Genomic DNA, 12769 nt, shown 5'->3' on the forward strand with positions numbered 1-12769 from the left:
CGGAGCATCTTGGAGGGATAGATGCCCGACAACTTGCGGGAGATGCGTTTGGAGACCGAATTGGCGCCAATAAAGGCGAGGCAATTCACTTTGTATGACAAATTGTAATTTAGCCAGCTTGGCCGGCTATTTGGAAGAGGCTGCCTTTACCGCAGCCAACAGCCTTTGGAGCGTGCTGATCGTCGAACCGTCCGCCACGCCGTCGACGAGCCGCCGTCGAAAATGCCGCTGAAATGCCGCCACCACGATTTCCGTCTGGCGGTCGAAGACACCCGATATCTCGGCGCTGTAGCCGTAAAGCGCCAGCATCGATTGCAGGGCTTCCACGTCAGCACCTGCGTCGCCCGCCCTCAGCGCCGCGCCCGTCCTGATCGGAGCCGCGGGAACCAGATGGCCGACACCGGCGGCAAAGAGCGCCTTCCAGGGAAACTTCTCGCCCGGGTCGACCTTGCGTCCCGGCGCCACATCGGAATGCGCAAGCACCCTTTGCGGTGGAATGGAATGCCGGCCCGCGATCCCCGCGCATAAATCGATCACGGCCTTGACCTGCCGCTTCGGGAAGGTTTTGTAGCCCAGCGAATGCCCGGGGTTGACGATCTCGATGCCGACAGAGCAGGAGTTGATGTCGGTGCACCCGAACCATGAACTCTTGCCGGCATGCCAGGCGCGGTCGCTTTCGCGCACCATTTGCACGATGCGGCCGTCCTCATGCACAAGATAGTGCGAGGATACCTCGCTTGCCGGATCGCACAGCCAGGCCTCGGCCCCAGGCCCCGTCGGCATGCCGGTATAGTGCAGCACGATCATGTCGGGCCTGAGCGTCTCGCGTCGCGGACCGAAATTCGGCGATAGCCTGACCTCGGCACCCGGCTGGTCGGGCAAGAAACCGCTCATACGTGCCTGAGGCCCCGTTCGATCATCTCATAGGCGGCATTGATCGCAGCGACCCTTGTCGTGGCGATCTTGATGAATTCCTGCGGCAGGCCGCGCGCGATCAGCCGGTCGGGATGGTTATCGGAGATCAGCTTGCGATAACGCTTCCTGACCTCCTCGAATGGCTTCCCGCGTTCGACGCCGAGAACCACATAGGGATCGGCGGCGCCCAGATTGACGTGGCGCGCCAGGATCGCCTGGTAATGCGCCTCATCGATCTGAAAAATCTCGGCGATGCGATGCAGGAATTGCCCTTCCCTCTCGTGAACCAGGCCATCCGCCTTGGCGATGTGGAACAGCCCGTCGAGTATGTCTTCCAGCATCTTGCAATTCGCATGACCGGAACCGCAAAGCTGCGACATGCGCTGGGCGTAGATTTCAAATCCGGCAACATCGCGCTTGGCGAGGTCATAGAGGCGCGCCACATTGCGCGTTTCGCTCGGCGGCACCTCAAAGATTTCCTGGAAGGCGCGCACCTCGTCCTGGGTGACGATGCCGTCGGCCTTCGCCATCTTGGCCGAAAGCGCGATCATCGCCACCGAGAAGGCCACGCGCCGGCGTAGATCCGGGTCGCCCGAGTACATGGTCCGCACGGCCTCGACGACATCGCCGACGCCCGAGGACGCCGACGACGAAACACGAGCGATGAAGTCGCCGAGGCGGTCCCAAATCGACATGCGGCTTCTTAGTGCGAACCGGGCACCGCTATCAAGCCGGGACGATGCCGCAGGTCGAACGACTTTGAGGACAGTCCCGCCAAAAGGAAGGCCGGCACAGGGGCCGGCCTTCCTGATTTCAGTGGATGAACTTCTACTGCGCGGGCGCAGCAGGAGGTGTTGCCGGAGCCGGTTCAGCAGGCTTCGAAGGGTCAGGGGTGGCCGGCTTCATTGGCTGTTCGTTGGCCGGCGGGTTGGTGCTCTGCGTGGTGGTGTTGTCGGTGCTGCTGTCGCTGCAAGCCGCGACCCCCAGCAGGGCGAGCGCCGAAACAGACGCCAGAATAAGCTTCTTCATGGTATCTCTCCTTCAGAAAACGCTCACGTTTCGGTGAACGTCGCAGAGGAAATGCAGAAATCGGACCCGGGTTTCGTAACGTTGCGTTTCCATGTGTAACACCAAGCGCATGGTTGCCGGGGCCAAAACGGCGAACTAACAGGACGGGGTTTTCGCAGATAACGGATAAGCAGCATGCAGGACGCCGCAGCCAACAAATGGGATTTCTGGATCGACCGGGGCGGGACCTTCACCGACATCATCGGCCGCGATCCGCAAGGCCGACTGCATCCCCGGAAGCTTTTGTCGGAGAACCCTGAGGCCTATGCCGATGCCGCCATCCAGGGCATCCGCGAACTGCTTGGACTGAAAACCGGCGCCGCCATTCCCGCGGAGCGGATCGGCGATATAAAAATGGGCACCACTGTCGCTACCAACGCGCTGCTGGAGCGCAAGGGCGACCGCGTGCTGCTGCTCATCACCAGGGGTTTTCGCGACGCGCTGCGCATCGCCTATCAGGCGCGGCCGGATATTTTCTCCAAGGAGATCATCCTGCCCGAACAGCTCTATGAGCGGGTGGTAGAGATCGACGAGCGCGTGCGCGCGGACGGGTCCGTCGAGCGCCTGCTCGACATCGCCGCCTGCCGCCCGGCGATCGAGCAGGCCAAGGCCGACGGCATCGACGCGGTCGCCATCGTCTTCATGCACGCCTGGAAATATCCCGACCATGAAAAAGCAGTCGCGAAAGTCTGCCGCAAGATCGGCTTCAGCCAGATATCGGTCAGCCACGAGGTCTCGCCGCTGATCAAGCTGGTCGGTCGTGGCGACACCACGGTGGTCGACGCCTATCTGTCGCCGATCCTGTCACGCTACGTGCAAAGGGTGGCGGGAGAATTGGGCGCCGGCCCGCGGCTGATGTTCATGATGTCATCGGGCGGGTTGACCGCCGCCGACATGTTCCAGGGCAAGGATGCGCTGCTTTCCGGCCCGGCCGGCGGCGTCGTCGGCATGGTCGAGACGGCGAAGCTCGCCGGCTTCGACAAGGTCGTCGGCTTTGACATGGGCGGCACCTCGACCGACGTCGCCCATTATGACGGCGAATACGAGCGCGCCTTCGACACTGAAGTTGCCGGCGTGCGCATCCGCGCGCCGATGATGCGTATTCATACCGTCGCGGCCGGCGGTGGCTCGATCCTGCATTACGAGGCCGGTCGCTTCCGCGTCGGCCCGGACTCCGCCGGAGCCAATCCCGGCCCGGCCGCTTACCGACGCGGCGGCCCGCTCGCCGTCACCGACGCCAATGTCATGCTCGGCAAGCTGCAGCCCGATGTCTTCCCGGCGATCTTCGGCCCCGGTCAAGACCAGCCGCTCGACGTCGCCACCGTGCGCGAAAAATTCGCCGCTTTAGCCGCCGAGATCGGCGATGGACGCTCGCCCGAAGCGGTGGCCGAGGGTTTCGTCACCATCGCCGTCGAGAACATGGCCAACGCCATCAAGAAGATTTCGGTGCAGCGCGGTTACGATGTCACCGAATATCTCCTGAACTGTTTCGGTGGCGCCGGCGGCCAGCATGCCTGCCTTGTCGCCGATGCGCTCGGCATGGAAGCGGTGCTCATCCACCCCTTCTCCGGCTTGCTTTCGGCTTACGGCATCGGGCTGTCGACGGTTTTCGCCTCGCGCCAGCAGGCGTTGCTGAAGCCGCTCGCCGAAGAGTCCCGCTCCTCGATGGAAGAGCTGATTGCAGCACTTCACCAAGGCGTCATCGCCGAGCTTGCAGTGCAAGGCATTGCGCAAGACGCCATCGCCTCAAAGCCGGTCCTGCAGATCCGTTATGACGGCACCGACACAACTTTGCCGGTCAACTTCGAGCACGGCTCGATTTTTCGCGCCAGGAGCGATTTCGAGGCCGCCCATCGAGCGCAATTCGGCTTCGTCTACGAAGACAAGCCGATGATCGTCGAGGCAGTCGGCGTCGAAGGCAGCGATGTCGGGACCGCCGGCCGCGACGAAAGTGAATCAGGGCTCGAAGACCAGGTGGGAAGCCCCTGGCAGTCCCGGCAATTCTTCGCCGACGGCGCCTGGCGCGATGCCGGCATCTTCCGTCGCGAGGATTTGAAGCCCGGTCACAAGGTGGCCGGCCCCGCGCTCGTCATCGAGCCGAACCAGACTATCGTCGTCGAGCCGGGCTGGCAGGCCGAGATCACGGCCAGGAACCATGTGCTGCTGCGGCGTACAGAGAAAAAGGCCCGGCAGGCGGCGCTCGGCACCGAAGCCGATCCGGTGATGCTCGAGGTCTTCAACAACCTTTTCATGTCGATCGCCGAGCAGATGGGCGTCACGCTGCAGAACACCGCCTATTCCGTCAACATCAAGGAGCGACTGGACTTTTCCTGCGCCGTGTTCGACCGCCATGGCGCGCTGGTCGCCAACGCGCCGCACATGCCGGTGCATCTGGGGTCCATGGACCGCTCGGTCGAAACCGTCATCCGCCTGAATTCGGGCGATATCCATCCCGGCGACGTTTTTGCTCTCAACGCGCCCTACAATGGCGGCACGCATCTGCCCGACATCACCGTGGTGACGCCGGTGTTCGACGACGCACGCAAGGAAATCCTCTTCTGGGCGGCCTCGCGCGGCCACCATGCCGATGTCGGCGGCACGGCGCCCGGCTCGATGACGCCTTTGGCCACCACCGTCGACGAGGAAGGCGTGCTGTTCGACAATTTCCGCATCGTCGATCGCGGCCGCTTCCGCGAGGAGGAGCTCGAGGCGCTCCTCACCGACCATCCCTATCCTGCCCGCAATCCCGCCCAGAACATCGCCGACCTCAAGGCGCAGATCGCCGCCAACGAAAAGGGCGTGGCGGAGTTGCGCAAGATGGTCGCGCATTTTGGCCTCGCTGTCGTCGAGGCCTATATGGGCCATGTTCAGGACAATGCCGCCGAGAGCGTGCGCCGCGTGCTGGAAAGGCTGCCCGACAGTTCCGACTACGAGTATGCCACCGACACCGGCCAGGTGATCAAAGTGAAGATCACCGTCGATCGGCAAAGGCGCGACGCGACGGTCGATTTCACCGGCACCTCGAAGGTCATGAAGAACAATTTCAATGCGCCGGAGCCGGTGGCGCGAGCCGCTGTGCTCTATGTCTTCCGCGTCATGGTCGAGGACATGATCCCGATGAACGCCGGATGTCTCAGGCCGATCAACATCGTCATCCCCGACGGTTGCATGCTCAAACCCTCCTACCCTGCCGCCGTCGTCGCCGGCAATGTCGAGACCTCGCAGCATGTCACCAACGCGCTGTTCGGCGCCATGGGCGCGATGGCCAACGCGCAAGGCACAATGAACAATCTCACCTTCGGCAACCGGCAATACCAATATTATGAGACGATCTGCTCCGGCTCGCCGGCCGGCCAAATGAATTCGGGCCGCGGCTTTGCCGGTACCTCCGGCGTCCACACGCATATGACCAATTCGCGGCTTACCGATCCCGAAGTCCTGGAACTGCGCTTCCCGGTCGTGCTGGAAGACTTCCACATCCGGGATGGTTCCGGCGGCAAAGGCAAATGGAACGCCGGCAGCGGCACCAAACGCACGATCCGCTTCCTCGAAAAAATGGAATGCGCCATCCTCTCCTCGCACCGCAATCGCCCGCCGCAGGGTCTGAACGGCGGCGGCGACGGGGAGGCCGGCTCGACCAAGGTCAGACGCAACGACGGCTCGATCGAGGTGCTGAAGGCCTGCGACCAGACCACGCTCGACGCCGGCGAGGCCGTCATCGTCGTCACGCCGACGCCCGGCGGATTCGGCAAGGCCTAAGCTTAACGTCGGCAGCCTGTCACCCGCCTGTCACAACGCTGCGCTACCCGCTTGCGCCAATGCAAACGGGAATCAGCTTGCCATGTCGGATGTATCGGGAGAACTCGTTTTTCGACGCGGCAAGGAGGTTGGAAAAGCCGTCTACCAGAACCGCGCCCTGTCGAAGGACGGCATTTCCGAGCGGCTTTTCGCCTTCCTGTTTTCCGGCCTCGTCTATCCCCAGATCTGGGAAGACCCGGAGGTCGACATGGACGCCATGCAGCTTGGCGCCGGCCATCGCGTCGTCACAATCGCATCGGGCGGCTGCAACATTCTGGCTTACCTCACCCGTTCGCCGGCCCGGATCGACGCCGTCGACCTCAACGCCGCGCACATCGCGTTGAACCGCATGAAGCTGGAGGCGGTGCGCCATCTGCCCTCGCAGGGCGATCTGTTCCGTTTCTTCGGCGCAGCCGACACCAGCCACAACTCGGAAGCTTACGACCGCTTCATCGCGCCGCATCTCGACCCGGTCAGCCGTCACTACTGGGAGCGCAGGAACTGGCGCGGCCGCCGCCGCATCGCGGTTTTCGACCGCAACTTCTACCAGACCGGCCTGCTTGGCCTCTTCATCGCCATGGGCCATCGTGTGGCAAAACTGTTCGGTGTCGATCCGGCCGGCATCATGAAGGCCGAGAACATCGGCGAGCAGCGCCGTTTCTTTAACGAGGAACTGGCGCCGGTCTTCGACAAGAAGCTGCTGCGCTGGGCGACATCGCGCAAGGCCTCGCTTTTCGGTCTGGGTATCCCGCCGGCACAGTACGACTCGCTGATCACGTCCGGCGACGGTTCGATGGCGAGCGTCTTGAAGGCGCGGCTGGAGAAGCTCGCCTGCGATTTCCCGCTGAAGAACAACTATTTCGCCTGGCAGGCCTTTGCCCGCCGCTATCCGCAGCCCGGCGAGGCAGCCCTGCCCGCCTATCTGGAACAGCGCAACTACAAGACGATCCGCGCCAACACCGAACGCGTCTCCATCCATCATGCCAACTTGATCAAATTCCTCGCCGGCAAGGATGCGGGCTCGGTCGATCGCTTCGTCCTGCTCGATGCCCAGGACTGGATGACCGACGACCTGCTCAACGATCTGTGGACCGAGATCACCCGCACGGCCTCGGTTGGCGCGCGCGTGATCTTCCGCACCGCGGCCGAGCCCAGCCTGCTGCCGGGCCGCGTCTCGGGTTCCCTGCTCGGCCAGTGGCGCTACGAAGCCGAGGCCTCGCGCGAATTCTCGGCCAGGGACCGCTCGGCGATCTATGGCGGCTTCCATCTCTATGTGAAGCGCGCCGCATGAGCACGACGGAGCTGCCGGTCCGCCATGCCGAACTGATGGATGGCGTCTATCGCTGGCAGCGCCATATCTACGACATCACCCGCAAATACTACCTGCTCGGCCGCGACCGGCTGATAGCGGGGCTCGACGTGCCGCAAGGCGGTACCGTGCTCGAGCTCGGCTGCGGTACCGGCCGCAACATCGTACTTGCCGCCCGGAGCTATCCGGACGCCCGCTTCTTCGGTTTGGATATCTCGGCCGAGATGCTGGACACGGCAAACGCGGCCATCGCTCGCGAAGGTCTCTCCGACAAGGTCAAACTGGCGCGCGGCGACGCCACGGATTTCGATCCCGCGGCGCTCTTCGGCGCACGGCATTTCGACCGTGTCTTCATATCCTATTCGTTGTCAATGATCCCCGGCTGGGAGAAGACCGTGTCGGCCGCGCTTGCCGCGCTCGCGCCCGGCGGCTCGCTGCATGTCGTCGATTTCGGCCAGCAGGAAGATCTGCCAAACTGGTTCCGGGCCTTGCTGCGCGGCTGGCTGCGGAAATTCCATGTCACACCGCGCGCCTCGCTGCGCGACGTCCTTGACTCGGAGTCGGAACGGACCGGCGCAACCTTCCGTTTCAGAACGCTTTATCGCGGCTATGCCTGGCTCGGCGTCATCGGAGCTCGAATGTAGAGAGCCTTACTGGTGTAAAGCTTTCACCAGCGCGGCCACCATCGCCTGCGGCCGATAGCCGAGCTTGGCAGGTGTCAGCCCGAGCCGTACCACCACCAATTGCTCCGACGGAATGATGGCCACTGTCTGGCCGTCATGGCCTTCCATCCAGTAGGTGTCCTTGGGCAGGCCGGCGGCAGCGCCCGCACCCGGATTCTCCTCATCGCCCGGACCCTCGATCCACACCTGGCCGTTGCCGTAAACCTTCGAGGCCGGCGCCGGCTGCCGCATCCAATCGACGAAGCCGGTGGGCAGGATCTGTGCGCCGTTCCAGACACCGCCCTGCAGAAGGAACTGGCCGAAGCGGGCCCAGTCGTGCGCCGTGGCATAGAGATAGGACGAGCCGACGAAAGTGCCCCGCTCGTCCGTTTCGAGCACCGCGCTGCGCATACCGAGCGGCTCGAACAGCGCCGTGCGTGGCCAGCTCAGCGCCTTCGCCTTGTCGCCGATTGCCTCCTGCCACAGCCGCGACAGCATGACGGCCGTGCCGCTCGAATAGGAAAATGCCTTGCCCACCTCGCCGCCGAGCGGCTTGGCCTCGGCAAAGCCCGCCATGTCCGGCTCGAGATAGAGCATGCGCGTCACGTCGGCGACGTCGCCATAATCCTCGTTGAACTCCAGCCCGCTCGACATCGCCATCATGTCGGCAAGGCTGATCGCCGCCCGACCGTCGGCCTTCCACGGCGAGAACAGGCCCTTCTTGTCGAGAGCCATCTTGCCGTCCTTGACCAGCGTGCCGACGATCGCGGCATTCACCGTCTTGGTCATCGACCAGCCGAGCAGCGGCGTCTTGGCCGAAAAACCCTCGCCATAGCGTTCCGCGACGATGCGGCCGTTCTTCACCACCGCGACCGCGCGCATGCCAGTCCCGACCATCGCGGCATCGTCGACGATCTTCGTGACCGCGGGGTTTTGCAGGGCGTCCACCCTTTCGCCCTCCGGCCAGAGCGCATCCTGCGAGGTCACCGCCAGAGGCTCGATGTGGACGGAGGTCTGCCGCGCCTTGCCGGTGTCGCCATCCGGAACCGACGCGCAGCCGACCCCGTCGCGCTCTACGGCGACGCTCTTGCCAAGCATCCAAAGCAGGCCCGCCGAAACAAGGCCCCTTTCCTTGTCGACGGATACCTTCATCAGCTTGAGCAGCGGATGGCCCGGCGCCTGCACATCGACGGCCAGCACTTCATTCGGGTCGCGGCCGGCGATGAACACGTTGGAGCAGACGATCTTGGCCGCATAGCCCGAGCCGACACGGATCAGTTCGGGCGGCGCAAAGTAGAGCCAGGCGAAGAGCGCGACCACCGCCAGCACAATGAGGCCGAGCAGCCATTTGATGAACTTCACGACAGCCCGCATCTTTCCGCCCTTGGATTTCCGGTTCGCTTTATGTCATCGATTTGCCGCCATTGCTTCTCCAAAATCATGGTCGATGTCGAGCGCCGTCAATGGATTATCAACCATGTTCGGCGATGAACGGAGAGACTGGGCGGTCCTGTGGGGCGATCGTCCGGAGGGGCGCGCGGAAGCGACCACCATCAGTGAAGGACCCATCAGCGGCCGGCTGATCCCGGCTCGGGGGATATCATGCGCCGTCTTGCGGCCATCCTGATGCTTACGCTGTTGAGCGCCTGCTCGACCGTGGACGATCTATCGCCGCTGGCGCCCTCATCGCAGACGGTCGCCCTGCGCGCGCCCCGTTTCGAAGATTCCAAACCGCATGAATGGGACAGCGGCGCGCCGTGGAATTATGCGGTCCACGGCACCGACGTCTCAAAATACCAGACCTCGGTTGACTGGCCGACGGCCAAGGCCAGCGGCATCTCCTTCGCCTTCATCAAGGCGACCGAAGGCGGCGATCGCTTCGACGATTATTTCAACGAGCACTGGGCACGCACCAAGGCCGTCGGAATCCCGCGCGCGGCCTATCATTTCTTCTATTTCTGCACCCCGGCCGCCACCCAGGCGCGCTGGTTCATCGCCAATGTTCCGAAAGATCCGTCGGCGATGCCGCCGGTGCTCGACATGGAATGGAACCCGAAGTCGCCGACCTGCCGACTGCGCCCCGATCCCGCGACGGTGCGCAGCGAGATGACTACCTTTCTCGAGATCGTCGAGCGCCATTATGGCAAGAAGCCGATCATCTATACATCGCTCGACTTCTTCGATGACAATAACCTGGCGACGTTCCGCGGCTACCCTTACTGGCTGCGCTCGGTCGCCGGCCATCCGCGCCAGAAGTATGGCAGCCATCCTTTCACCTTTTGGCAGTACACCGGAACCGGCATCGTGCCCGGCATGACCGGCAAGTCCGACATCAATGTTTTCAACGGCTCGGAAGCCGCCTGGAACAAGTGGCTGCGGCAGAACACCCGTTGACATCGGCCCCCTTGCCTGCTTTCGACATGGCGGGCGGTGATAGTTGCAACCGCTGGCGATGCGGAGCGGCGCACCCCACCGGGGTGCCGCACGGCGCTCCTGAATTTTGAAATCTACGCATGATGCGTCCGCACCCGGCCGTGATCATGCCCCGGTCTCGTAAGGGAAGCGATGCGATTGCGCGTTGAAATCCTGGCGGCGCTGCTGGTCGGCGCTTTCGCTTGGCCTGCGGCGGCGCAGGAATGCGGCGGCGATTTCGAAGCGTGGAAACAGGGCGTGGCAGCGGAAGCCAAGGCAGCCGGCGTCGGCGCCGTTGGCCTGGAGGCGCTGGAAAATGCCGCGATCGATGAGAAGGTGCTGGCGCGCGACCGAGCTCAAGGGGTGTTCGCCCAGACCTTCACCCAATTCTCGAACCGCATGATCTCGGCCTATCGCCTGAAGCAGGGCGCGGCCAACCTCAAGAAATATGCCGACGTCTTCGCGCGCGCCGACAGGGAATTCGGCGTGCAGCCGGCCGTCATCACAGCGTTCTGGGGACTGGAGACGGATTTCGGCGCCGTGCAGGGCGATTTCCACACGCTGGACGCGCTGGTCACCCTTGCGCACGACTGCCGCCGCCCTCAGTTGTTCCGGCCGCAATTGGTGCCGTTGCTGACCTTGATCGACCGCGGCGTGCTGCCGGCCGATGTCAAGGGCGCCTGGGCCGGCGAGATCGGCCAGACGCAGATTCTGCCGACCGACTATCTCGCCCGCGGCGTCGACGGCGACGGCGACGGCAAGGTCGATCTCCGGAACAGCGTGGCGGACGTGATCATGACCACGGCCGACAAAATCCTGTCGCGCGGCTGGAAGCGCCACCAGCCCTGGGTCGAGGAGGTGCGTGTTCCCGACGACATGCCTTGGGACCAGACCGGCCGCACCAACAAGCTGCCGCTGTCGCAATGGGCCCAATGGGGCGTGACCAATCCGGACGGCACGCCGCTCGTCGACAACGGCCTGAAGGCCGGGCTCGCCTTGCCCATGGGTCGCAAGGGTCCAGCCTTCCTGACCTACGATAATTTCGACGTTTATCTGGAATGGAACCAGTCCTTCACTTACGCGCTCACCGCTGCGGTGCTGGCGACCCGTCTGGCCGGGGCGCCGCAATTCGACCCGCGCACGCCCGAGCCCGGCCTCAACGGTGACCAGATGAAGGCCCTGCAGACCAAGCTTGAGGCCAAGGGCTACGATGTCGGCACGGTCGACGGTATCCTCGGCACGAATACCCGCGAAGCGATCCGCAAGGAGCAGATGCGCCTGGGCATGGCCGTGGACGGTTGGCCGACGCCGGAATTGCTGGCGAAATTGTAGCACCCTGTCCTTCTCCCACAAGGGGAGAAGGGGGAGCTCAATCCGCCATCGTCTCCAAGCTTGCGAAACCTTGCGGCGCGTCGCCCTCGTCGAACGGCGTCGTCACCTCCACGAACGTGTCGGGATAGAACCCGTTGAATCGCGTCCTCAGCGACAGCGAGTAGGCGCCGATATGGCCGATCTCGATCCAGTCGCCGGTGTCGACCGTTTCCGGCAGCCAGAACGGCCTCGACAATATGTCGACGGAATCGCACGTTGCGCCGCAGACCTTGAACGGCACGACCGTCTTGTCGCTGCCATTGCGCGTGCGGATCGCCGGATCGGGAATGAAGCGCGCCGGCAGCGTGATCTTGCCGGTCCATGAATCTGAGAGCGACGCCCAGATGCCGTCATTGATGTAGAGCCTTTTGCCCTTGCGCAAGAGCACGCGCACGATCAGGGACAGGCAGCGCGCCACGATCACGCGGCCGGGTTCGGCGACCAGCGGCATCTCGTCGAACTGGTATTCCTTGAGGTCGCCGGCCAGCCGCGACATGAGCTGGCCGAGTGACGGCATCTCGATGTGCTTGCGGTTGGGATCGTGGCCGTACTCAGCCGGGAAGCCGCCGCCCACGTCGAGCCCGGCTATGTCGAAGGTCAGTCGGTTGCGCACCCAGTCGGCAGAGGCCAGCGCGCGCTCGTAGGTGTCGGGGTCCTCGATCTGGCTGCCGACATGGAAGCACAGCCCGACCTTGTAGCCGGTACGGTTGAGCCGCTCGGCAAGCTCCACCGCATTGGCGGGACCGGCGCCGAATTTCTTCGACAGCTCATAAGCCGCGTGGCCTTTGGTCTGGATGCGCACGAAGACGGTGAGAGCGCCGGGATCGATGTCGAGCGCACGCACCACGCGCGTCAGCTTGGTGATCTCGTCCTCATGATCGAGCGAAATCACGCGGATGCCGTATTTCTCCAACGCCAGCTTGATGTCCGACTGCGCCTTGATCGGATGCATGTAGAGCATTTCGGCCTCGGGCGAGACCGCCCGCACAGCGGCGAACTCGCCGGGCGAGGCGACGTCGAAGGCGCTCACGCCGGCCTCGACCAGCGTCTTCAGCACGATCTGCTCGCCATTGGTCTTGACCGCATAGGCGGTCTTGCCCGGGAACATGCCCATGAACTGCAAAGCATCGGCCTTGAGCACCTGCGGGCGGAAGCAATAGACCGGATCGTCCGGACGAAGCGCCAGTGCCGCCTCGCGGGCATTTTCGAATCGCTGCATGGAGGAATCCTTGAT

The 12769-nt window shown here is 63.7% G+C and carries 10 protein-coding genes; 5 read left to right on the top strand and 5 right to left on the bottom strand.

Going from position 1 to position 12769, the window contains the following annotated elements:
* Positions 1-126: 126 nt before the first annotated feature.
* The 3 genes from CK221_RS20560 to CK221_RS20570 form a co-directional block, all read right to left on the bottom strand.
* Positions 127-894 (bottom strand): N-acetylmuramoyl-L-alanine amidase, encoded by a 768-nt coding sequence (locus CK221_RS20560; RefSeq protein ID WP_095779053.1) that lies wholly within the window; start codon positions 892-894, stop codon positions 127-129.
* On the bottom strand, positions 891-1610 hold the full coding sequence (locus CK221_RS20565) for a DnaJ family molecular chaperone (RefSeq protein WP_067329023.1): 720 nt from the start codon (positions 1608-1610) through the stop codon (positions 891-893). The genes CK221_RS20560 and CK221_RS20565 overlap by 4 nt, the downstream gene beginning before the upstream one ends.
* Positions 1611-1743: 133 nt before the next feature.
* On the bottom strand, positions 1744-1944 hold the full coding sequence (locus CK221_RS20570) for a hypothetical protein (RefSeq protein ID WP_082954075.1): 201 nt from the start codon (positions 1942-1944) through the stop codon (positions 1744-1746).
* A 174-nt stretch (positions 1945-2118) separates the two neighbouring features.
* Here CK221_RS20570 and CK221_RS20575 point away from each other — a divergent pair, with 174 nt between their 5' ends.
* The 3 genes from CK221_RS20575 to CK221_RS20585 all read left to right on the top strand — a co-directional run bounded on the left by CK221_RS20575 (position 2119) and on the right by CK221_RS20585 (position 7734).
* Positions 2119-5742: a hydantoinase B/oxoprolinase family protein gene (locus CK221_RS20575; RefSeq protein WP_095779054.1), complete on the top strand. Its 3624-nt coding sequence runs from the start codon at positions 2119-2121 to the stop codon at positions 5740-5742.
* An 82-nt stretch (positions 5743-5824) separates the two neighbouring features.
* Positions 5825-7072, top strand: coding sequence for a DUF3419 family protein (locus CK221_RS20580; protein WP_095779055.1), 1248 nt, complete (start codon positions 5825-5827; stop codon positions 7070-7072).
* A complete protein-coding gene (locus CK221_RS20585; RefSeq protein ID WP_095779056.1) occupies positions 7069-7734 on the top strand; it encodes a class I SAM-dependent methyltransferase in 666 nt (221 codons plus the stop codon). The genes CK221_RS20580 and CK221_RS20585 overlap by 4 nt, the downstream gene beginning before the upstream one ends.
* A 6-nt stretch (positions 7735-7740) precedes the next feature.
* Here the strand turns inward: CK221_RS20585 and CK221_RS20590 are convergent, their stop codons facing one another.
* Entirely contained in the window at positions 7741-9126 is a 1386-nt protein-coding gene (locus CK221_RS20590; RefSeq protein WP_095779057.1) for a serine hydrolase, read from the bottom strand.
* 228 nt (positions 9127-9354) lie between these two features.
* Between CK221_RS20590 and CK221_RS20595 the strand changes: the two genes are divergently transcribed.
* Together CK221_RS20595 and CK221_RS20600 are read left to right on the top strand one after the other, a co-directional pair.
* Positions 9355-10146: a GH25 family lysozyme gene (locus tag CK221_RS20595; protein ID WP_095779058.1), complete on the top strand. Its 792-nt coding sequence runs from the start codon at positions 9355-9357 to the stop codon at positions 10144-10146.
* A gap of 171 nt (positions 10147-10317) precedes the next feature.
* Positions 10318-11496, top strand: coding sequence for a lytic murein transglycosylase (locus CK221_RS20600; RefSeq protein ID WP_095779059.1), 1179 nt, complete (start codon positions 10318-10320; stop codon positions 11494-11496).
* A 37-nt stretch (positions 11497-11533) separates the two neighbouring features.
* Here the strand turns inward: CK221_RS20600 and CK221_RS20605 are convergent, their stop codons facing one another.
* Positions 11534-12754 (bottom strand): alanine racemase, encoded by a 1221-nt coding sequence (locus tag CK221_RS20605; RefSeq protein ID WP_066990988.1) that lies wholly within the window; start codon positions 12752-12754, stop codon positions 11534-11536.
* Positions 12755-12769: the final 15 nt, after the last annotated feature.

It is taken from the genome of Mesorhizobium sp. WSM3868 (assembly GCF_002294785.1).
Lineage (GTDB): Bacteria > Pseudomonadota > Alphaproteobacteria > Rhizobiales > Rhizobiaceae > Mesorhizobium.